The organism is Paenibacillus sp. LS1 (assembly GCF_026013365.1).
GTDB lineage: Bacteria > Bacillota > Bacilli > Paenibacillales > Paenibacillaceae > Paenibacillus.
The window spans coordinates 60,426-83,545 of the sequence record NZ_JAPDOE010000011.1 but is presented as its reverse complement, the minus strand read 5'-3'; the positions used below and the strand labels follow the sequence as shown (position 1 = coordinate 83,545).

The window sequence follows — 23,120 nt, the reverse complement described above, 5'->3', positions numbered from 1 at the left end:
GAATAGATTTACTGGCTGAAAATTATGCTTCATCCAAAAGTCTATAATATGAAACGGGATGCGACTTTCTTTTACTTTCAGGTGGAAGTGTCATATATTCACCAAATTTATGCTTTAAGTATCCATCATAATCACGATGTCCCAATAAAGTAAGATTTTCAAATGAATACTCCGCGGTTTGCTCAAACCACTCCCGCTTCCCCTCGCTATACTTATCAGGAGCGGGAAACGTGATTGTCCTTACACGCTGGCTTTGTTTAAGGTTTCCATTCTCGGCAAAACGCGATAGATGATTGGAAACCATTTTCAGAGGTATCTTGCTAAGCAAGAAATAAACTCCCCGCATGAGTAACTTTCCATCTATTTTCTTGCCCACTTCCGACCACAAAACTTTTCGAATAATGGTGCAGTGAAGGTTGTGAATCTTCTCGGCCAACTTCCCATCAGGCACGTTGTCAAATGGGAAAATATCGATGAATATCCCTGATTCATAAGGCATATGAGCCTGTCCTTCCCTGAGGAAGTAAGTATCCTTCCGTCTGATTTTCCCATATCCCCAACGATATCCGGGAGTTGCCCGCATGTCTTGAAAGTAAAACCTGCTATGATCCAAATCCGTTTCACATACTTTGCGGAACTTCTCATATTCTTCTCGAAGCAAACCGATATCTGCATCATCATCCCATGGTATATAACCTTTATGGCGTATAGCACCAAGCATGGTGCCACCGATCATAGCATAATTAATATTGTGCAAACGGCATATTCTATCCACTTCTGTTAACATTTCAATTTGTATGAGTTGAACGGCTCTTAGATCCCCTGTAGTAAGTGGGCCTGTTTTCATATGATTAAGTTTCATGTCATTTTCCATATGCTAAAACATCCTTCGCCCAGTCAATTCGGTTAACAATTACTGAATCTACCCCAATATTTTCTGCAAGCTTAATTTCCTCATCATTCGTTACTGTCCACGGGCGTATTAATATTCCCCTCTTGTTGCAATCTTCCACCAGAGAAGGATACCGCAACATATGCACACTCGGATGTAATGCTTCAGCTCCAACCTTTTCGCATTGCTCCCCAGTGACTAATATCCCTCCACCACATAACAATGCGGTTTGTGAAGCTGGCTCAAGCAGCTTTATTTTTTGAACAGAATAGTGGTTAAATGACGACCATATAATTCTATCGCTCGTACCGTACTTTTCTACTAATTTTAACGCAATAGGCTCAATTCCATCGTAATAGATGACACCTGTTTTTAACTCTATATTGATCGTCATTCCTGTTGTGTTCAATAATTGCAATACTTCTGCCAGCGTCGGTACTTCCATAAAGAGAGGCTCAGTTCGACCGCTTTTATTGAAGTTGAGCTTCTTTATTTCAGATAGGGTAAAGTCTTTTACCCACCCTTTGCCATTGCTCGTTCGGTCAATGGTTTCGTCGTGGATGACGACGACTTCTCTGTCCTTGGTAAGTTGAATATCAAGTTCTACTCCGTCAGCGCCCATTTGGGCTGCCATTTGAAAACCCATGAGCGTATTTTCTGGCGCTGAAGAATAGGCTCCACGATGCCCCCATATTTTCATTAAAGCCACTCTGCCCTTCCGTGTGTAACGATCTTGTCTTTACCAGCGCCAAATCTCACAAAGCTTATCTGTCTTTTCTCTGTGTTCACAAGCATAATGTCAAATGCTTCTTGTGAAGGATCCCCTAATTTCCGATGAGGAGTAATAAAACCTGGTGATTTATATTCCGTAAAAGCTTCACATTTTGAATTCAAAATCGATAAAATGGGGAAACCTTCTGCATTGTCTATTATATCCGCATGATTATGACCATTGATGAAAGCCATAATTTTAGCGGAATGATCATATAATACCTTCATCAGTTCTTCTTCGCCACGCACTTCTTTTGCCCAGTATTGTAAACGGCGAACAGGCGCAACATGGGAAATTACGATAACTCGCCAATCATCAGATGTGTTTTTCAATTGTTCAGTTAGCCAATGAATGCATGCTGTATTGTATCCATATCGTAATGATTCATTTGGATCGAAAGAATCCAGAAATATAAAACGTAGTCTTTGCGACTCAAAATCAATAGCATATCTTGGTTCATCTCTACCTAAATAAAGCTCACATTGCTCTTTTAACGAAAATGGTTCTGGATTATTTTTAAAGTAATTTGTATCATGATTGCCAAGGGCTGCCCAAACAGGAATTTCACATTTTCTTAAATCATTGAGAACCTGCTCTACATAATGCCGGCTCACCTCACGCGTTGTCATACCGTCCGTGAAATCCCCAAGGTGAATAATTCCATCAAAACCTACTTCTCTATGCAGTTCTTGGATGGACGCAGATGTGTCATCCCAAGTCCCGTTTACTGTGTAATGTGTATCGGTCAACAGCGCAAAGCATAGTTCGTCCTTCTCCTGTATATCCATAATACGCATCGACACCCGTTCTACTTCGTTTTTCAACCAAGGCTTCATTTCAAACGGCGGAGGTTCCTCTTTTTCAAAACAAAGAATACGATTTATATCTTCATGGCCTTCAAATTCTGTTCCATCCATTTTCCTCAGGCATATACGAAAGTAGACACTTTCCAAAAAATTATAATAATCTTGCCTATAGCTGTTCCCATTCAAATCCTGTTTATAAACCGTCCAGCTTTCTTCAGGGGCATAATCGTAGGTATAGATCCAGCGACTATCTATCTCCATAGTGTAGGTTGCAACATTAAACTTATATTTCGGGTCAATGAGCCGTATCTGATCGCCAGGCTGTGCCAAATAGAATATAGGAGTACTTAGCATTTCTGGGTGTCCCAGCTCTTGTAGACCATCACCTGCACGTATTTTCATCCCTGCTAGACCCATTAATGAAATCTTCAAGGCTTTCCATCCTCCGCTCCTGTGCTTGGCCCTCATACACTAGAATCTTAATGTAAAACACTGATCTAAGCTTCTCGCAGTTCTCTTCTTGCTGTATCCAGGGCATTTCTGACGATTTGCCACATATCATAATATTTATATTCAGCTAGTCTGCCACCAAAAATTATATTTTCTTCTTGATCTGCACGCTCTTTATAACTTAAATAACTCGCATTATTTTTTTGGTCGTTAACCGGATAGTATGGTTCATCTCCAAGTTCATACTCTTTTGAATATTCGCGTGTAACGACTGTTTTAGCCTGAGTACCGAATTCAAAATGTTTATGTTCAATTATACGGGTGAATGGTGTTTCCTGATCTGTATAATTCACCACAGCGTTACCCTGATAATTTGGTTTATCTAGTATTTCCGAATCAAATTTTAATGTTCGATACTCAAGTGATCCGAATTGATAGTTATAGAACTCATCAAGCATGCCTGTATAAACAATTTTTGTAGCAATATTGTCAAAGTATTCTCTTTGTTCAAAATAATCCGTATTCAATCTAACCTCACTGCCTACAAGCAACTTTTCAATGATTGGCGTATATCCTCCAACAGGTATCCCTTGGTATTGGTCATTAAAATAATTATTATCCCAAGTGAAACGAACAGGGAGTCGCTTAATAATGAATGCTGGCAGTTCTTTGCAGCTACGTCCCCATTGTTTTTCTGTATATCCTTGAATTAGTTTTTCATAAATATCGCGACCAACCAATGAAAGTGCCTGTTCTTCAAGATTTGCTGGTTCTTCACATTTCAAACGCTGTGATTCAATGATTTCCCCGGCTTCTGTTGGGTCAGAAACCCCCCACAATTGATAAAATGTATTCATATTAAAAGGCAAGTTGTATATTTTACCCTTAAAGTTCGCTATCGGTGAATTGGTATACCGGTTAAATGTTGCGAAACGATTAACATATTCCCACACTTCTTTATCGTTGGTATGAAAAATATGAGCTCCATATTTGTGTACATTTATACCTTCAATATTTTCTGTATAAATGTTTCCTCCAATATGATTACGCTTGTCAATCACCAGGCATTTTTTATTATGTTTCATGGCTTCGTGTGCAAATACGGCACCAAAGGGTCCCGCGCCAACAATCAAATAGTCATATTTCATTAATCTAGCACCGCCTTTTTAGATTTTTCATAGATTTCAATCCCGGCTTTTCCATCAGGATGTGAAATTTCTGCATGGCGGAGCTCAACCTGCTGCTCAAGTCGTTTGTGCAGCCATGGCTCGGGAACCGGTTGCGAAATCATATCAAACAAGTTTTCAAGTGATGCGAAATAAGGATGTTCCCAAAATGTGCAGCTGTTAGCGTTCTTAAGCACGTTTCCTTGCATATGCATTGAGAAATTCTGAACGATACTTGAACCAGCTGTTAAGGTAATGCTCTCTTCATGCAGAGAACCCGTTTTCGGGTCATATTCTATAAACCGATTACTTTGCTTTTCAGTAACATAAATTTTATCTGTAGCGCTTGAAGAAACATTATAATATCCAGTAGGAATATTTTTGGATAGTGAGTCACCGCTTTGCAAGCTAGCGGGACAAAAATCATCTACATAAGAATACGAATAGTTTGTCAAGCTAAACTTGACCATCTGTTGTAAATCAGCAGGTACTAAATATAAGGAATTTTCGGAAAATAATATTTTTTGAAATTGACCAAATCTATCTGCAGGTATGCCTTCAAGATTAATTTTGTATTCCAGAGTTGTACCATCTTCTATATTGAAGCTAACTAAACATGGACTTCCCAATGATAGCAACCAGTAGTGACCATCAATCATCACTATATCCGCATATCCGTATTTATCATTTCCTAAAATATTCGACTTGGTAGTTTTATTACTTAAATTGACTTCCATAACTGCATCAGCATTCATAGAAGCTAACACTAATGAGCCTCGTCTTTCATCATAAACACCGTTAGGGAAATATCCCATATCTGGATTACTAATTTCTTTAGTAGAAGCCACCCATTCGTCTATAATTTCTGTACTGTTATCCTCCATATTGAGTTTGACAATACCCGGATAGTGTAACGGAATAAAGTAGAGCGAGCCCTCGCATTCAATAATCTTTGAGAATTTACTATGAACGTTATAGTTCATTTCTTTTGGTGTTGGTAAATCAATATATTCAAAAGTAGACTTTGTTATATCATATATAGCTATCGCCGCAGCAGAATGTGGAGAAAAATAAAGTTTATTGCCACTTTGATGAATAGAGTGATACACTCTCCAGTCCAGCATTTTCTCATTCACAAAATTCCCCATATGCTCCACATTCCATGTCTTCTTATCTAATCGAAAGAAACCGTTCATATGCAATGTTAGAAAATATAAATATTTCTCTGTATCGCACACACTTCCGATTGAAAGATGATCGCTTAAATCTTCATTTTGAACCATTAGAGGTTTTGGCATGCATTGGTACATCGGCACTAGTGAAGTAGCATCTCCATAAAAAGCAGAGCTTAAGTTCAAAGCCCTATGTAAATCTGCAGTATTATCATAAATTCCGTAGTTCTCCAACTGGTACTCATTGATAAGTTGTCTGTACTCATCCAAGAGCAACGGACGCATTGAGCTGTAGGTAGCCTCACTTAAAGGGTGAGGCCGCCACCAAAGAACTATATCATCATGGTTGCGGAATGTATTAAACACTGACCGCAATTTTGCTATATACTTTTCATTCCCTTTAAGGATAGGACCCACTGAGGTATTGTAGAGCACTATTTTTTTCCAAGAACCATCAGACTTCTCAATCAACTTCTTCCATTCATCTGGTAGTGTAAAATCGTCTGGTTTGGAGTTTATTATCTTGTCAAATTTTGGAGAACCGGATGCCACAATCTTTTCATCCAGTTTCCCGAAACCACCCACGCAGTTTTGTTCTTTTTCATATGCTTGGATTGCATTGACGTAACCATCACGCACCCGATCAGACTGCACAAATACTCTGTCAGAATAAACAAGACCTGCTGAGAGAGCAAGATGTTTCTCCACTTCATCGAATGTCACAAAATAGGGAGAGTAACACAGCAACTCAGTGTATTTTTTTAAGTTATTACTGTAATAATCTGGATGAACGGTAGTGATTACATTACCACTGTCATAAGCATTATGAATGAAGCTAATATCCGGGCGATGTTCCTCTAAGTTATAGTTTTCCCAATCTAAGATTGGTACATAATCAGGAAATTGATCCCCTTCATAGTGCGCTCTTCCTAGCTCACCACCGGGAATTCGATCAAAATAAGGGATTGGAACTACGTAAGCATCACATTGCGGATCCTCTTTTGCCGCAAGCCAAATCGATTCAAGTGAGTCCCACATTGATGCCTTGTAAGGGAAAAATACAACCTCAATTTTATTTGGCTTGAGTTCATTTTGGATGCTATTATCAATCATTCTAAGTTCTATTTTTAATTGCTCTACGAAATTCACATTAGAAGTTTCGATATCCACGGCAATATGATAAAGACTTGTGTGGTACTGGGTTAACAATTCAACCGTTCGTGTATCTTCACCTTTTACACTCTCTATAAACTCGCCTATATGAACAGCCATATTTTGGCATTCAATCAACAGTTCAATTACAGTTGGGATATTTGTTCGCAAAAATTGTCGTTTAATTTCATCCGTTGCCTCATACAGTGTTGTTACTAAATTCTGAATCTTCTCTTGTTGGTGCTTTCTCATTAAACTCCCGCCCCTGTATGCTTGTTATATTCTTTGTCATATCCTAAATTTTCACATACACGAAATTCACTTTTTATATAAGTTATATCGGCTTAAATCTTCTTTTGGTGAAGAGTCAGCATAAATTGCCAATTCAGAATATTTTGAGGACGATATACGCCGTGCGTTAGACATTTACTCCCTATGAACTAACAAATGCCTAGCTCTCATATAAATAAGCAAATCGAGATTTAATTCACCACTTCTTGTAAAAATTGCAACAGACACTTTGGTACGAACAGGTACATGGATAATTGTTGTCGACTCCGGTTTTGGAAATTCTGAATTAAATTAAATACTCATTATCCTTTCAACACAAAATAACATATTTGGTTAATAACGTTTAGACAATATTTAGATTGTTCTTTACTATAATTCATGAAAATACATATTTAAGGAGATGTAAGTATTGAGAAAAAAAATAGTTTTCTTGTTTAGCCTAATTCTACTCTTCTCATCGGTACTATTAACTTTATCCGCTTCTGCTGCTTCTTCGAATGGGTCACTAAAGCTGACTTATTAGAGCCTCGTACTGGTGGGGCAACAGCTTCACTTAATGGGAAAATTTATTATTTTGGAGGTGCATCAGGCTCAGATCATGCAGCTTCGGGTATAAAGCAAAATTCTACATATGAATATGATCCTACAACTGATACTTGGACTGTTAAAGCTAATATGCCGACAGCTCGTGCTGGATTAACGGCAGTAGTCTATGACAATAAGATCTATGCTATTGGTGGATACTATAATGTCGGTACTTCAGTGGTAAGAACTAATAAAGTAGAAGTCTACGATCCTTCTACCGACAGTTGGACGACTGCCGCTAACTTGTTAACGGCAAGATCATGGGCAAGTTCAGTAGCGCTAGATGGTAAAATTTATGTTTTTGGAGGCGGGGCACTTGTTAATGGTACCTCAACTTCTTTGTCTTCTGTAGAGTCTTATGATCCCATTTCAAACACCTGGTCCTTAAAAAACAAAATGCCTATCGCCGCTAATGCTGCTGCTACTGCATCCGTTGATGGCAAAGTATATATGTTTGGAGGGGCGAATCTTTTAACTTCATCAATAGGCGGTATCTATGAATATGATCCAGCTTTAGATTCTTGGACGCTCAAACAAAACACTACTGTCAGAGATTCAAGCGGCATAGCTGTTTATCATGACAAAATTTATTTATTAGGAGGTGGGACGTTTTCTTCCGGCTCCCAACTAAGTGCTTTGAATAGTTTTGATGTTTATGACCCCAAAACCAATACGTTTAATAAAGTCGGAAGCTTGACTTCTCCGAGGTCACAACTTGTTTCGGCTGTAATTAATAATAATCTGTACATCATAGGCGGAACTAGCCTTGGTGCAAACGGCACTTTAAAAAACGTAGAGATGTATACATTTGAAAACGAAAGCACTCCAAGCCCAGATCCAACACCAGAATCAGGTAACAAGGATAGAGCCATTTTCACCGTTATCTTGACAACTGGTCTAGTAAAAGAATTCGACATCTCCATGGTAGAAGTTAATAAATTCATTGCGTGGTACGAAGGCAAAGAGGCTGGCACAGGAACAGCCTCCTACGCAATTAACAAACATGAGAACAACAAAGGACCATTTACTAGCCGTAAAGATTATGTAATCTTTAAAAACATCCTTTCATTCGAAGTGGATGAATATAGTACAGCGGAATAACAAACAGAATGAAGCCCGCTGACCAGATATAGGTTAGCGGGCTTTCTCTCGTGTACATCTCTATTTAATTTCCAACCAACATCGCTACACTCTCGACATGACTTTGAGTGTCGGTCACTATATATCAAGCCGTAAAAGGGCGGTGGCAGTAAACATATTATGAATGTTTAACGTTCCGTCCGTCTGTACTTCAATTTATCAATAAACCTATGTACCATCTCAGAAGTCAGTTCAGCCAGCTTCATGAACTGCTGAGTTCCTTCACGATACTTTCTCCTGTAAGACTGCACTTGTTTGTCTGCCTGCTTTCTTACCTGTATGATCTTTACCTCAAGTCGCCTCATGAATTCCTTCTATTTAAGGGTTTCAGCCATGTTACGAATATCAGCCAAGATTACGCTCTTGAATTCTTTTTCCAAGTCATACTTAAAAAAGATCAAAAAGGAGCAGGATTCCCCTGCTCCTTCGCTATGTGAAACTTCTTTCTCTCATCAAACGTAAATTCACAAGGTATAATGAAATCAGATGACCGTTCAGCATGATCTTATGACCATCATAATGAAGGAGGGGACATTCGTGGCGTTTATTCCGCTAAACTGCCCCAATTGCAACGGAAGAATTGAATACAAGAAGGATGAGGTTTTAAAGTGTCCCTATTGTGAAACAGAGCTTTTATTGAAGCAAAATCATGTCTATTACGTAGACCAGACCATTAATCATTACCACGGAGCGCCCCCTAAAGCACCGCTGAAGCAGACTACCTCCGTAAAGGTAATGCTGATACTGATATTAGTCCTAGCTGGCGCCATCGGTACATATTTTTATTATAGCAACAGCTCCACCTATTCAAAAACAGAAGCCAATCTGCCTGTACGAAAGATGCCTGAAAGCGAGGTTCTGCTCTCTTTTTTGCGAGATATCTTCGATAAAGGGTCCGCCTTGCCAACAGAGGAGGAATTGGCTCGTATTCACTATTTAACCGTAGAGCATTCGGAGAATGATCAGTGGAAGTTTACATACAGCCTCTCCGATCCCTTCAGCGATGAACAGGCCGAAAAGATCACTTATATTACTCAGGACAAGAAACTGAATAGCCTGCGGATTGATCAGCGAGATTTTGAAGCTTTTAAGGGACTGACGGCATTGGACCTGACGAATACCTATGAAATATCCCAGACGGACCAAACCACTTTGGCCCATATGCCCGGATTAAAAAGTTATGCTGGCGCTTTTAACGAATCCTTCAGTACATTTTCGGGCTACTTTGGCGACAAGTCTAAAATTACGGAGCTTACCACTCAGCTTCGCAGCAATCAGGAATTGGCCCTGCTGCTGGAATTTCCTAATCTGAGCTCTTTATCCATTACCTATGTGGATGAGTCCGTAACGGATTTCTTTCTCTTGAATAAACTGCCGCTCAAGTCCCTGTCGCTCACCTTTGTCAATGAACTCGGATGGTTATCGTCCATGACCGGGCTGTCATCCTTGTCCATACATTACAGCGAAGCCACAGACCTGCAGCCGCTGTACGCCCTGACCCAGCTTCAGGAGCTTCAGTTGTCCTATTTATCGAATGTAAAGTCCATCGACTTTGTGCAAAATATGCCTGCTCTACAAACGCTAGATATCGAAAATGTGAACTTTTCCAATCTGGAGCACTTGACTGGTAAAAACTCCATTACTACGCTACGCTTGGCTTCTCTAAGTCAGCTTGGTTCGGTAAAAGCCATAAATAGCCTGTCCTCTTTGCGGAAATTAACGTTGTCCGGCTACTACGAGAATGCAGAAGCGCTGACACTGCCTAAAGTAGAGCGAGTGGAAATTCCAAGCTCTTTTCTCCCCGGGCTAAAGGCCCCGGCTGCAACCAACCTGACGCTCCGTGGCGGAAGCGGAGAGTTGAACTTGGCTGCGCTGGGGAAATTCCCGAAACTGGAACAACTCTCGCTCTGGGAGATCGATGAAATAACCCAACTTGGTGCACTGGACGGCTTGTCCAGCCTAGAGACCCTGAACATTTACGACTCGTCACTATATAAGGAGAGCGATGTCTTATTTCGTTTAAAGCAGGTGAAATCTTTGGTATGCTCCGAGTGTAGGCTGAACTTTGAACAAAAGACGGCCACGAAGAACAGCGTGCTTGAACATTTGACCTTAGAGCAGCCATATTTCAGCATAAACAACACCTCAGTTACTGAAGTTGACCAGATGATGCCTTACTTTGCCAATATGTCCGCTCTACGTTCCTTCACTCTGCAAGACAGCAATTTGGCTTCTCTCGAATTCATGAGCAACTGGCAGGCCATAGAAGAGCTTCATCTCGAGAACAACGCCATTTCCAATATCGAGACCCTAAGCCAGCTGCCTAATCTGCAAAAGGTATATCTATCTGGTAATTCCGTACAAAACAAATCCGTGCTTGGTACGGGTGTGCATGTGTATTAATTATCGCCTGGGATGTTGGGGAGTTTTAGACTACTGTAGTTAATGGATGGTATTTAAACAAAGACAAAAAGGGGCTCCCCTTATGCAGTTCTTCCTGCATGGGGGAACCCTTTTGGTGCTTTAAATCAAGTCAGAAGCCTTCAATATTCTTTGGACGATAGCTGCTACCTCAGCACGGGTGATGTTGGCTTTCGAAGCCAGTTCATGTGCTCCTCCGCCGCTGATCACACCTGCTTCAATACTTGCAGCAACAGCGGAATGATACCAAGCGGAAGCATCCACATCTGCAAAAGGCGCGCCTTGCCATCAACTGGCTTCAGTCCTTTCATCATAATCGCTGCGAATTCAGCACGTGTCATATCCGTATTTAGATTGTATAGATCATTACCAATGCCATTCACAATGAGGCGAGATCCCATATCATTGACAACATCCTTAGCCCAATGATTTTCTACATCTTTGAACATCAACGGGTGCCATACCACTGAATACAGACTGTTCGTTAAGCTGTTAGACAGCACAAACAAGCGGCTGCCTGATCGGCAACCGCTTTATCGGACATGCTTATTAAATGTCGTAGTTATTCGAAGGACTGTGATCGATAACGGATTGCACGACTCGTTTAAACACGGATTTCGCGGCATCCTGGGTGGACATTCCGCCGATCTCGTCCGCGTTAACTTCGATAAATCCTTTGCCCCCGATGATCTCTCGAGCTGTCTCAAGTTCGCCCGCACTGATAGAATCATGGGATACCAGTGAGATCAGACCGGCGTCGTTCAACACCTTTGCCATCTCCGCCGTACCGCGGAGCGTTTCTCCACTGACGCTCTCAAGCAGCATCGTATGGTAACCGGATGACATTAGTCGCTTCTCCACTTCCTTGGCGAGAGCTACCGTATCCGAGCCAGCAAACCAGACCGTGAGCGGAGATTGTCCTTTCTGCTGGGCGCGAACATCTCTCGTGATCCCCGTATCCAGCGTGGCAAATCGGCTTTCTCCCTTCAGCGCTTGATCGATGACTCCGCAAGCAGACGTCATGTTGGTGACACGATCAATGAGGATAAAACCTCCGATGCTCTTATTGTGTTCAAAGGAATCGAAGACGATCTGATCTGACAGCGTGAATTCACACTTGGCCAATTCGTTCTTAACAATTTGATCGGCCGGAACGGTATGGCCCGTGTTAATGTCAATTTTATGGGTAATCGCCGTTACTGTGCCTGGAAGAGTCTTCGTTCCGACCTTTACCCAATAATGTTTGCCCGGAGTCAGGACGGAATCGTCCATCCACAGGATCGTAGAAGCGAAGCTGTCAGCTTCTTGGACTTGATTGTCCGTCGTGAGCACGCAGCCCCGCGAGACATCAACTTCGCGGTCCAGTTGTATCGTAACCGGTTGGCCAGCATAAGCCGAATCCTGAGCTTGGTCCGTCACCAAAATCCGCTTAACCTTGGCTTTCTCCCGACTTGGCAGAGTCATGAGTTCGTCTCCGACCGAAATATTTCCAGCCTCGATCTGGCCCTGGAACCCACGGAACGTATGGTCCGGTCTGCTTACACGCTGAACCGGCATCATGAAAGGCTTCGTATCATCGGTAGTATGAACATCTATACTTTCCAAATAAGGCAATAAAGCTAACCCCTCGTACCAGGGTGCATTCGGCGACTGGGTTGTAATGTTGTCCCCTTCCGTAGCGGACACGGGAATGACCTGGATGCTCTTGATTTGGAATTCAGCCGTCGTTTGGATGAACTCTTCCTTAATCGCCTCGAACGTCCTCTGATCGAAGCCAACCAGATCCATCTTGTTCACAGCCAATACGAGATGCTTGATCCCCATCAGGGCGCAGATCCGGGCATGGCGTTTGGTCTGGGTAATGATTCCTTTGGTAGCGTCCACTAGAATGATGGCTAGATCGGCAAAGGAAGCGCCTACAGCCATGTTACGCGTATACTCTTCGTGTCCCGGGGTGTCCGCCACGATGAAGGAACGATGAGACGTCGTAAAATAACGATATGCCACATCAATGGTAATCCCTTGTTCGCGTTCAGCCAGCAAACCATCGAGGAGCAGCGAGTAGTCGATTTTGCCGCCTCGGCTTCCCAATCGACTATCGAGCTCAAGCGCGCGTTCTTGATCGGCGAACAGCAGCTTGGCCTCATAGAGCATATGTCCGATCAGCGTGGACTTGCCATCATCCACACTTCCGCAGGTAATGAATTTAAGTAGACTCTTCATGTTAGAAATAGCCCTCCCGTTTGCGTCGTTCCATGCTTCCCGCCGCTTCTTGATCGATAACCCGACTGGTCCGTTCGGAAGATAACGCACCCAATGTCTCCTCAATGATCTCATCCAGCGTAACGGCATCGGACTCGACTCCGCCCGTGAGCGGGTAACAACCCAACGTGCGGAAGCGAATCTTCTTCATCTCTACCTTCTCGCCCGGCTCAAGCTTTATCCGCTCATCATCCACCATGATGATATGCCCGTCACGATTAACGACCGGTCTTACGTCCGCGGAGTAAAGCGGAACGATATCGATGTTCTCCCGACGAATGTATTGCCAGATATCCTTCTCAGTCCAGTTGGACAACGGAAAGACTCGAATGCTCTCTCCCTTGTTGATTCGCGTATTGAACAGCTTCCACATCTCCGGACGTTGGTTCTTCGGGTCCCACGAGTGATTCTTGTTCCGGAACGAGAAAATCCGCTCCTTCGCACGCGACTTCTCCTCATCACGTCTTCCGCCACCGAACGCAACCGTGAATCCGTATCTGTCCAATCCCTGCTTCAGGGCTGTGGTTTTCATAATGTCGGTATATGCGGAACCATGGTCGAAGGGGTTGATTCCTTGTTGAATAGCCTCTTCATTAGAGTGCACGATCATTTCGATACCAAATTCCTTTGCCTTTCGGTCGCGGAACTCAATCATTTCCTTAAATTTCCAGGTTGTATCGATATGCATGAATGGGAACGGCGGCTTTTCGGGGTAGAAAGCCTTTAGGGCCAGGTGCAGCATGACCGAGCTGTCCTTGCCGACGGAATACAACATGACCGGTTTCTCGCACTCCGCTGCTACTTCTCTGATAATGTATATCGCTTCAGCCTCAAGTTGATCCAGATGTGTTAATTCTTGCATGGCAAGGCGGCCTCCTTTTAATCCTCACTAAAACCATCGTATTTATAAACTTATCCTATCAGATTCCATCTTTATTGCAAAGTGGAAAAAAGTAAAATTCATGATGTCTATGTATTGGATCGACAATATTCAGCATTGAGTAGCGGTTCCGTCTTATAATAAAATCGCCTGAACGAAAATGATTTGTGATGAGCTTCAAATGGAATCGGTTGGTTATCGATCTCTATTACAATCATGATTGAGGGCCATGGAATTTGAAAAAGCTGCCGCCCGGAAGAAGCAGAAGCCGCGGCAGATAAATTCAAGAATCGATTTAGTATAGATTAAAAGGCAAACTGACAAAAAAGACGCTGGGTAAATTTCTTCCCAGCGTCTTTCATTTCTTTATCATCTGTTAGTCTTCTTTGGTTTAGAGCCTTAAGCATATTTTCGGTAATTCTGCTTCGAGTACTCTGTTATATAAACCAAGGATATTTGCATCAGACGATAATCTCTTAGATATCAATTGTTCTTAGTATCTGTAATTATCCCTAACTAACATCGCCACCGACTCCACATGCACCGTATGTGGGAACATATCCACCGGCGTTACCTCAACCGTGCGATACCCGCCATCCTCCAGCACACGTAAGTCACGTGCCAATGTGCTCGGATTACAGCTCACATACACCACTCGCTCTGGCTTCATCTCCAGAATCGTTTCCAGCAAGCGTGGATCGCAGCCCTTACGCGGCGGATCGACAACGATCACGTCTGCTTCAATGCCTTGTTCTTTCCAGCGCGGAATAACGTCCTCGGAAGCACCAACTTCGAACTTCACGTTACGCATCTCGTTCAAGAGCGCATTGCTACGCGCATCTTCGATCGCTTCAGGCACAATCTCTACCCCATACACCTGATCCGCATGTTGCGCGAGGAAAAGAGAGATCGTCCCGATGCCGCAATAGGCATCTATCACAGTTTCTTTGCCGGTCAGTCCTGCGTACTCTACCGTTTTGCCATACAGTACTTCCGTCTGCACCGGATTCACCTGATAGAACGAACGCGCTGAGATCGCAAACTGCACATCACCGATATAATCGTAGATTACATCACGGCCCCACAGGATGCGTGTCTCATCGCCAAAGATGACGTTGGTCTGTTTCTTGTTCACGTTCTGGCAGATACTCGCTACATGTGGAATCGCTTCACGGATACTGCCAATCCATTCGTCTTTGTACGGAATGTCTCGGCCATTGGTGACCAGAACAAGCATCATCTCGCCTGTACGGAACGCCTTCTTCACAACCACGTGGCGCAACAAACCGCGACCTGTCTCTTCGTTATATGCACTGATTCCAAAATGACTGCCAATCTCCTTAACCTTCGCGACCACTTCGTCATTGTGTTCATGCTGAATGAGGCAGCTCTCCATATCGATGATCCGGTGACTTCCTTTAGCGTAAAAACCACCTACCAGACCGCCCTCGGTAGCTCCAATCGGCACCTGTGCCTTATTCCGATAGCGCCACGGCTCGTCCATACCCATCGTAGGCAGCACACGAATGCCTTGCTCCGCATCCTCTTCGTTCATGACACCTTCGAGCCGAAGTCGAATACGATTACTGCCGATCATTTGCACTTCAGATGTAGCCGGTCCAGTTATCTGATTCGCGTCATCATGCACACGCTGTTCGGCGCCCTCGTTATCATTCTGCGCGTTGGATTCCAACGTCTCTGCATCCTCCACCATCACGTTCAACTTGCCAATCCGCTGCAAATTATCTATCACCAACTGGCGTTTCCACGCAAGCTGTCCGGCATAGCTCATATGCTGGATCTGGCAGCCGCCGCACTGATCATAGATCGGGCAAGGCGCAGACACTCGATCCGGGCTTGCCTTCACGATCTCCAGCAGTTTGGCGTAACCATACTGCTTCTTGGTCTTCATCACGCGCACACGCACGGTTTCACCTGGAAGCGCACCCTGCACAAAGAGCGTGTATCCATTCGCACGACCTACACCCTCGCCGTCATGGTTCATGCCAATGATGTCGATGACGGTCTCTTCATTTTTGCTAACGGGCAGACCTTCGATTGGTGCAGATTCACGCGCTCTCCCCTTTGAACGAACGGCAGAAAGAGATGCGCCTTGTGGCCGCACCTCTTTTCCCTGCTGACGTGTAGATGGACGAGATGATTGACTTGGCTGACGGGACGCTGAAGCGTTCCCTTGCCCCTGAGAGGCAGCCGAATTCCGGCGGTTTTTTCCACGACCGCTGCGGTTCGTATTAGACAACGTACATTCACTTCTTTCTTCTTATATAGTACCCTTGCCTATGCAGGCGAGGGAGAAATCTCTTTTTTCACTCTGTTCCGGATTCTAACGAACCTGTCACACCTTATTCACATCAAAAATAACGTTCCGAATTTCTAATGAACTTCAGAAACGTTATATCATCTTCGGATGGTGTTTTCCGACCTTTTTCGGTCATTTTCTCCAAAATAACGACGCTGAGATTCGTTAGATTCGCAGCTTCGGCGATTTCGCCACATTAAGGCTTTCTGAGTTCGTTAGCCCCCAGCCGGCACTCGACCAACTGTTACATTCAGTACGGTCTACCACATCGCAGTACCATCGAACTAGACCCGCACTTTTAACCTTCACTGTTCAATACTCACTGTTCGCTGTTCATGTTTACTCAATCACTACAATGTGCCCTGTAACAGCTCAACACACGGGTGACCACATGAGATTATACGCGATCCCACCATACACAGCAACTGGAAAATGCACTTCCATCTCGCCTTACGGCAGAGCTGAATCCAACTCTCCTCATCACTTGTGCGATTGCTATACAACCACTTCTCACGCATCACTGCTTTCCGCAAGCGACCACATTCTGCGCCAAGTGCCAAGTTTAACGATACAACATCAGATGATGACGCAAATTCGTAAATGTAGCTGGCAATGTTCCACCCAACTCTCCATCCAGATTCAGTTGCACATATCCCGGGGACGTAACTTCCATATGACTCGTCTGGAAATGAACCACTTTCTTGTCGTTCAGATGCTCCCCACGCAAAGCGAGCGTTACAAGGCGGATCATGTCGGCCAGATTACATTTGCGGACACCGATCACATCGAACAGACCATCATCAATGGTTGCACCTGGAGCCAGCTTCTCGAAGCCTCCGACTGAATTGGTATTGGCGATAAGGAATAACATGAATTCATCATGAATCTCTTCCTGACCGTCGGCGCGAATAATCAGCTCCTGTGGAGACAGGCTCGCCATTTTCTCAATACCCTTCATATAATAGGCCAGTTGCCCAATCATCGTTTTCAGACGACTCGGTACTTCATAGGTCAGTTCAGTCAATGATCCACCACCGGCGATGTTGATAAAGTACTTATCATTCGCTTTGCCCAGATCGAGCGGACGAAGCTGCTGATTAATAACCAGATCCACGTAATCTTCCCACTGTCTCGGAATGCCTAGTGCACGTGCAAAATCATTCGTCGTCCCCAACGGAAATACACCCAACGGAGGACGATTCTCTCGCTCAGCCATACCGTTAATGACTTCATACAACGTACCATCGCCGCCAGCAGCAATAATCATGTCATAGCCGCGCTCGATCGCAAGTTCAGCTTCCCGGGTTGCGTCACCTTCACCCGTTGTTGCGTGACATGAAGCTTCAATACCACCTTGATCCAAACGCTGCAAAATATCAGCCAGACGTTTCTTCATTTCTTCCCGGCCTGAGGTCGGATTATATATTAAGCGAGCTTTTTTCATCTCATACGCCACCTATTCCACATTATCCATGAGTCTGAACGACCTCATATTCTTACGTTGCACGAGTCCACAAAAGGGCATATTTTTTACACAATAATGAACTTCCGTTAATGCTGCTCTAATCTTTCGTCTTACCTATATCTATGCATCAGGAATTCCGTCTCATTCCAAAGCCTTTAACTCCTATCATATCATCAAATGTAAAGATGTCCTAGCCTGTAATGTATAAGTATATTTTAACATATCCGTACCCGCTAATCTGCCTATTACCCAATAAACCTCTCATACCTATCTTGAATCTGTTCCACTACCTTTTTTGTAAAATAGTCTCATTAATCAACCATTCTGCCCGCTTGGGCAAGAATTAGTCTTCGGTACTTTCATATTATTATGACATAGATATGCTACAAATTTACAAATCTTAAGATGAAAAGATAAATAAAATAAACCTTTTTCGACTATAGTCTTAGTGCACCCTCAACCCCCGCACCACATCATACCCATGAAGGAGAACTGTGAATGAAAAAATTCGTGTTAATGCTCATGGTTGCGCTTATGGCCTGTGTTCCTTGGGTCACCATTGTTGAAGCGGCAGAAATTAATCATGATCAGGTTGTCGGATTCCAGGAAGTCACACCAGTCACCGTAACGCAACAAGCAGCTAAGCTTTTTCAACCTTTTCTAAAAGTCTATCATGGATGCGTGCCTTTCCCCGCAGTGGACCAACAGGGCAATACCAGCGCTGGCTTGAATACCTCCGGGTCATCGAATGGAAACTGTAGCTCAAGTACAGGACAGGTCTACTCCCGTTCCGCCTGGCATAATGGGGCATGGGCCATCATGTATTCGTGGTATTTTCCCAAAGACTCCCCCTCCTCCGGACTCGGCCATCGTCATGATTGGGAAGGAATCGTCGTGTGGGTCGATAATCCGGCAGCGGCCAATCCCCAAATCCTCTCCATCGCGTATTCCGGTCACGGCCAGTTCACCAACGTCACACCAAGCAATACCAACACACAAGGTAACCATCCGTTGATTTCCTATAATAGTACCTGGCCGCTAAACCATGAGCTCGGCGTTACCAGCGCTGTTGGTGGAACTCAGCCTTTGATCGGATGGGACGACCTGACTTCTGCGGCACGAAATGCACTTAACACCACGGACTTTGGCAGTGCCAACGTGCCCTTCAACGATAACAATTTCACGAACAATCTGAACAAGGCTTGGTTTAGATAAAAAAAATCCCCTCAAGTGAACAACTCACTTGAGGGGATTTTCATTTAAGGCTATCGTGAATCGATAGCTTACCTTTTCAGCCCTGTCTTCTTATCGCTTCAGCCAACCTCAAAATCCGATTTTTCTGCCTGCGCGCAGCTGTTTGTACCAGAAATACACGGTGCAGCCCACACAATAACCCAGCAGAGCCGCACTTGCAGCCGCGAGAAGCATGACGGAGAATACATAACCTGCGACTACCCAGCCTAGCGAGAACGAGATGAGTGCCAGAGACAGGAAGAGCACGGCCAGAATATTGTTGAATCGCTGTAGCTCCACCGCCTGCGTTTCTGTACCTTTACCAGTCAGCACGGCTTTGCCAATTTGTACGAACAGATTCAATTTGCCACCGGAAGCCAGCCCAACCACCTGAATGACCCACAGCACCCCCAGAACTACCAGAGGATTGAACACAAACGAGAGCAAAACAAACAATACAATACCAACCTGATTCGCTTTCACATAGCGCATGGGCACTTCCCGCATCTGCATATCTCCTTATCCCCATTTTATTAGTTGGTTTTATTGTAGTCGGTATTGGGGCAATGAGCAACATTTCATTTAAGGCGAGTAAAATCTCTTTTCAATACATCCCAATGGGGAGTCGGGGTGCCTGTTGTCTTTTTCCAATCCGTGAATGCGTCACTTAACGCTTCGATTTCACCAAAAACACCAGCTAAAAGTTTATGCATCGGAAGAAGGCTATAGATTTTCAATAATAGATACAACATGCGTTTATGTTTACGAATCAATCTGCCCTGAATCTCTGGTATAACCGATATACCCATAGCCTCCAGTACGCTGATACCCTCATCCATCGCCTCAATCATATGCACAAGTTGCCGCTTGTTGCCATCCAGTTTTTTTAACTCAAACTGCTCATTAAAACTCACTGCATTAAGCATTAGAATGGGGATGATATGGCTTTTCAGCCAGGCATCAATATCGCTTAAATAATTTAACTTGTATTTCACACGTTGGAAAGCTTGATCCAGCAAAGGTTTGAAGCCTATCTCACCGTCCAGACTGCCGATCACCATTTGTGCGCTCCCTCCACCGATGGATAACATGCGGTCCTTGTCACGCCTACCTCCACTTACATGGAATCCGAACGCGACCTGTTTTCCCCTCGGACTTTGCTCTTCCAGATAGGTCTGCATACTTCGTGCATCTGCGTTGTTTCCCACGATCACAATATTGCTGCTCTTATTCTCTGCCAGAATAGGTAACACGGAAGGAAAATCGTTGTATTTCATGACAACAAAAATCAGATCATATTGGTCATTTACCTCCAACGTTCTGGCTACCCGAACCGGATCAACTGTCGTTTTGAATTGGAAAACATGCCGGATAACGATTCCATCCTTCTCCAGCTCCTCTGCCCGCTTACCTCTAGCCAGAATAGTGACATCATTGCCACCACGCACCAGAACTTGCGCCAGTTGACTGCCCAAAACACCTGCACCATACACTAATATCTTCATTGGCTATCCCTCTATTTCATATTTTATCAATATTCGTTGCTTTATGAACATTTGTTGATAAAATAAGAGTATCAAAGCAACTGGCGTGCTTCAATCGCTAAAATATCCGCTTTCGTTCAATAATCAACGAAATACTCATTATTGTTGATAATCATAAAAAATTTGAGAAATAGCAGCGATATAAAATATTAAAGGAGGACGCCATGGACAGACGCGTGCTAAAAACAAGAAAGGCCATTATGGAGGCTTTTGTGGGATTGCTGGCAGAAAGGGATTTCGAGCAAATGACCATCAATGACATTGCTGATCGAGCCAATGTTAACCGGGGAACGATCTATTTGCATTATACAGACAAGTTTGATCTGCTGGACCGCTGCATTGAGAACTATCTGCAACAATTGGTGGAAGCCTGCATGAATGATCATTTTCAGACTCCGCTAACTGCGAAGGACGCCCTGCTCCGCACCTTCCATCATCTCGAAGAACATGCAGCCATCTATAGCACGCTTCTAACCAAAGAAGGGATTCCTGCATTCCGAGGCAAGTTGATGATGCTTATGGTTCAGGGCGTTGAGGAACAAATGAATGCGTGCGGCGTCCAGGGAGGTATGAGTAAGGAGATCACGACACAGTTTCTTGCTTCTGCTGCCGTTGGTCTGGTGGAATGGTGGATCATGAATGCTATGCCTTATCCTGTGGAAGAGATGGTTGACCAGTTAATCGCGTTGCTGGAACTCCATCTGAGCCTGCCTGCGTTAGCAGTAAAATGAACACCCTGTCTCCTGAAAAATAATCTATGCAGGCGTAGAGGACGTCCATTAATCTCCCGCCTACAGCTTAATATCAAGCCTACAGCGAATTCACACGCCGCAGGAAATTATTATAGGCAAAGCCCCGAACCTGCTCTTCCGAATAATGTTTAAGCAACTCATTAATCAGATTTTGGCTTTGGGCTGCATGTTCGAGCTGCTCAACATGGCTGGTGATCCCGTCAAAATCAGAACCCAGACCAATATGGCTTACTCCTCCAAGGGAGCAAAAATGATCAATATGCTTGATCAGATCAGCGATCGTAGCGTTACCCTCTTCAGCAGATTTGATAAACTCAGGGAAATAGACCACATGTACCGTAGCATCTTTGGCAAAGAGTGCCTTGGCCTGTTCGTCGCTAAGGCTCCGAGGGTGATCATATACCGCTTTTGCATTGGAATGACTTGCAATCAGATAGTCGGCAATGTCGAGGGTATCCCAGAAACCGCGTTCGTTCAAATGACTGACATCCGTCAGGATTTTATGCTTATTGTTAAACTCAATGATATTACGTCCAAATGCGGACAGCCCCGCCCCTCTAGACTCCAAAGCCCCATCTGCAGCAAGGTTGGCATAGTTCCAGGTCAAGCCGACCGAGCGGACTCCAAGGCGATACAGAATGCTCAGCTTATGGAGGTCATTCCCTATAGGATCAACCCCTTCCAGTGTAAGAAAGGCACCGATCTCATGCTCCTGCAACTGATCAATATCACGCCAGCGGGTGATATGTTTGATGTCCTGATTTTTCTCTAACACTTCCTCATAAAAATAGTGGATCTGATCCAGCGCAGATTGAAACTTCTCCGTATCATTCAGATTGGGAGGCACGAACACTGCGAATCCTTGCACCTTAACCCCACCTTCGATCAGGCGTTGTTTGCTGGTCTCTAGCTCAGGTGCGTCATGGAAGGAGAGTTGACCCTTGGCAAGCCATATTCTAAACAGCGAATCACAATGCAGATCTATAATGCGCACAGATTATGCTCCTCTCGAAACTCATTATCATTTGATGTTCCAGACCTCATGAAGAAATTGAACAATGCGATCCACCGATTGCTGAACCAATGCCTCACCTTTTTCCTTGGTAGCGAATGACGGAGAACCGACCACACCAGACTTGGAGATGGACGAAAGGCGGCCATATTTCACGATCTCCGGAAAAGAATCTTCATAGGAAGGCACTTCATCTGCGATCTTATCCTGATTTACGAGCTCAGGGTGCAGATGCAGCAGAACTGAGGTGCCAATCTCCGCCGCGTGACCGTTAGCCCATTTGCCGGATTCGGATATGCCATGATCTTGTGCTTTGATGAATCGCCAGCAATCAATCTGCGCGGCCTGCACGTCACCATGCTGTTCCCGAAGCTGATGAACAATCTGATTAATCACCGGGACATTACCGGCATGACCATTGATGAAAAGGATACGTTTGAACCCCCATGTAATCACACTATGTACAATATCGCCAAGATACGCCTTCAGACTTTCCGGACGAATTGTAATGGTTCCGGGAAAATCATTCAGGACATTGGAATCACCAGCTTCCACCGTTGGTCCAATAACCGCACCGACACGTTCGGCTACCAACTCGGCTAACCGATCCGCAAGCAGACCATCCGAGCCAAGGGGCAGATGAGGACCATATACCTCGATTGCGCCTACGGGGATAATCACAAGCTCCGTTTGCTTCTTATATTCCTCGAACACCGTCCAGCTAATCTCTCTAAGTTTACGGCTCTGTGTCATCGTGATCTCTCCTGTCGGTATAGTTATATGAATAAAAATAAATGCTTCAAAT

Annotated in this window: 20 protein-coding genes; 4 read left to right on the top strand and 16 right to left on the bottom strand. The window is 44.1% G+C overall.

Annotated elements, in window-relative coordinates:
- Positions 1-22: 22 nt before the first annotated feature.
- The 5 genes from OM416_RS26105 to OM416_RS26085 all read right to left on the bottom strand — a co-directional run bounded on the left by OM416_RS26105 (position 23) and on the right by OM416_RS26085 (position 6,662).
- Positions 23-874 carry a LicD family protein gene (locus OM416_RS26105; protein WP_264934336.1) on the bottom strand — a complete coding sequence of 284 codons (852 nt, stop codon included), beginning with the start codon at positions 872-874 and terminating at the stop codon, positions 23-25.
- Positions 864-1,592 carry a glycerophosphodiester phosphodiesterase gene (locus OM416_RS26100; RefSeq protein WP_264934498.1) on the bottom strand — a complete coding sequence of 243 codons (729 nt, stop codon included), beginning with the start codon at positions 1,590-1,592 and terminating at the stop codon, positions 864-866. Before OM416_RS26100 ends, OM416_RS26105 begins: the two co-directional genes overlap by 11 nt.
- A complete protein-coding gene (locus OM416_RS26095) occupies positions 1,592-2,902 on the bottom strand; it encodes a metallophosphoesterase family protein (RefSeq protein ID WP_264934335.1) in 1,311 nt (436 codons plus the stop codon). Before OM416_RS26095 ends, OM416_RS26100 begins: the two co-directional genes overlap by 1 nt.
- Positions 2,903-2,967: 65 nt before the next feature.
- Positions 2,968-4,068: a UDP-galactopyranose mutase gene (gene glf / locus OM416_RS26090; protein ID WP_264934334.1), complete on the bottom strand. Its 1,101-nt coding sequence runs from the start codon at positions 4,066-4,068 to the stop codon at positions 2,968-2,970.
- A complete protein-coding gene (locus OM416_RS26085; RefSeq protein ID WP_264934333.1) occupies positions 4,068-6,662 on the bottom strand; it encodes a hypothetical protein in 2,595 nt (864 codons plus the stop codon). Before OM416_RS26085 ends, glf begins: the two co-directional genes overlap by 1 nt.
- A gap of 495 nt (positions 6,663-7,157) precedes the next feature.
- Between OM416_RS26085 and OM416_RS26080 the strand changes: the two genes are divergently transcribed.
- Positions 7,158-8,387: a Kelch repeat-containing protein gene (locus OM416_RS26080; RefSeq protein WP_319951935.1), complete on the top strand. Its 1,230-nt coding sequence runs from the start codon at positions 7,158-7,160 to the stop codon at positions 8,385-8,387.
- Between the two features lie 167 nt (positions 8,388-8,554).
- Here OM416_RS26080 and OM416_RS26075 read toward each other — a convergent pair whose 3' ends face one another.
- A complete protein-coding gene (locus OM416_RS26075; RefSeq protein WP_264934332.1) occupies positions 8,555-8,731 on the bottom strand; it encodes a hypothetical protein in 177 nt (58 codons plus the stop codon).
- Between the two features lie 331 nt (positions 8,732-9,062).
- Here OM416_RS26075 and OM416_RS26070 point away from each other — a divergent pair, with 331 nt between their 5' ends.
- Positions 9,063-10,829 (top strand): leucine-rich repeat domain-containing protein, encoded by a 1,767-nt coding sequence (locus OM416_RS26070; RefSeq protein WP_264934331.1) that lies wholly within the window; start codon positions 9,063-9,065, stop codon positions 10,827-10,829.
- 120 nt (positions 10,830-10,949) lie between these two features.
- On the opposite strand, the gene OM416_RS31970 is transcribed toward OM416_RS26070, so the two are convergent.
- From OM416_RS31970 to OM416_RS26045, 6 genes are all read right to left on the bottom strand, one after another.
- A complete protein-coding gene (locus OM416_RS31970; RefSeq protein ID WP_413775830.1) occupies positions 10,950-11,111 on the bottom strand; it encodes an S-layer homology domain-containing protein in 162 nt (53 codons plus the stop codon).
- Positions 11,054-11,350 (bottom strand): S-layer homology domain-containing protein, encoded by a 297-nt coding sequence (locus tag OM416_RS26065; RefSeq protein ID WP_264934330.1) that lies wholly within the window; start codon positions 11,348-11,350, stop codon positions 11,054-11,056. Before OM416_RS26065 ends, OM416_RS31970 begins: the two co-directional genes overlap by 58 nt.
- 46 nt (positions 11,351-11,396) lie before the next feature.
- Positions 11,397-13,070, bottom strand: coding sequence for a GTP-binding protein (locus OM416_RS26060; protein WP_264934329.1), 1,674 nt, complete (start codon positions 13,068-13,070; stop codon positions 11,397-11,399).
- A 1-nt stretch (position 13,071) separates the two neighbouring features.
- The gene (gene cysD / locus OM416_RS26055) at positions 13,072-13,971 is read right to left on the bottom strand and encodes a sulfate adenylyltransferase subunit CysD (RefSeq protein ID WP_264934328.1); all 900 of its coding nucleotides are present in this window, start codon (positions 13,969-13,971) and stop codon (positions 13,072-13,074) included.
- A gap of 511 nt (positions 13,972-14,482) precedes the next feature.
- Positions 14,483-16,249 carry a 23S rRNA (uracil(1939)-C(5))-methyltransferase RlmD gene (gene rlmD / locus OM416_RS26050; protein ID WP_264934327.1) on the bottom strand — a complete coding sequence of 589 codons (1,767 nt, stop codon included), beginning with the start codon at positions 16,247-16,249 and terminating at the stop codon, positions 14,483-14,485.
- 622 nt (positions 16,250-16,871) lie between these two features.
- Complete coding sequence (locus tag OM416_RS26045) at positions 16,872-17,753, bottom strand: diacylglycerol kinase (RefSeq protein ID WP_017690659.1); 882 nt, start codon at positions 17,751-17,753, stop codon at positions 16,872-16,874.
- 519 nt (positions 17,754-18,272) lie between these two features.
- Here OM416_RS26045 and OM416_RS26040 point away from each other — a divergent pair.
- Complete coding sequence (locus tag OM416_RS26040; protein WP_264934326.1) at positions 18,273-18,989, top strand: NPP1 family protein; 717 nt, start codon at positions 18,273-18,275, stop codon at positions 18,987-18,989.
- Positions 18,990-19,097: 108 nt separating this feature from the next.
- Here OM416_RS26040 and OM416_RS26035 read toward each other — a convergent pair whose 3' ends face one another.
- Together OM416_RS26035 and OM416_RS26030 are read right to left on the bottom strand one after the other, a co-directional pair.
- Positions 19,098-19,514, bottom strand: coding sequence for a DUF4395 domain-containing protein (locus tag OM416_RS26035; protein ID WP_264934325.1), 417 nt, complete (start codon positions 19,512-19,514; stop codon positions 19,098-19,100).
- A 71-nt stretch (positions 19,515-19,585) separates the two neighbouring features.
- Complete coding sequence (locus OM416_RS26030; protein WP_264934324.1) at positions 19,586-20,512, bottom strand: ketopantoate reductase family protein; 927 nt, start codon at positions 20,510-20,512, stop codon at positions 19,586-19,588.
- 203 nt (positions 20,513-20,715) lie between these two features.
- Here OM416_RS26030 and OM416_RS26025 point away from each other — a divergent pair, with 203 nt between their 5' ends.
- Positions 20,716-21,282 (top strand): TetR/AcrR family transcriptional regulator, encoded by a 567-nt coding sequence (locus OM416_RS26025; RefSeq protein WP_264934323.1) that lies wholly within the window; start codon positions 20,716-20,718, stop codon positions 21,280-21,282.
- 79 nt (positions 21,283-21,361) lie between these two features.
- Here the strand turns inward: OM416_RS26025 and OM416_RS26020 are convergent, their stop codons facing one another.
- On the bottom strand, positions 21,362-22,297 hold the full coding sequence (locus OM416_RS26020) for a dipeptidase (RefSeq protein ID WP_264934322.1): 936 nt from the start codon (positions 22,295-22,297) through the stop codon (positions 21,362-21,364).
- Between the two features lie 27 nt (positions 22,298-22,324).
- Entirely contained in the window at positions 22,325-23,068 is a 744-nt protein-coding gene (locus OM416_RS26015; RefSeq protein WP_264934321.1) for a creatininase family protein, read from the bottom strand.
- Positions 23,069-23,120: the final 52 nt, after the last annotated feature.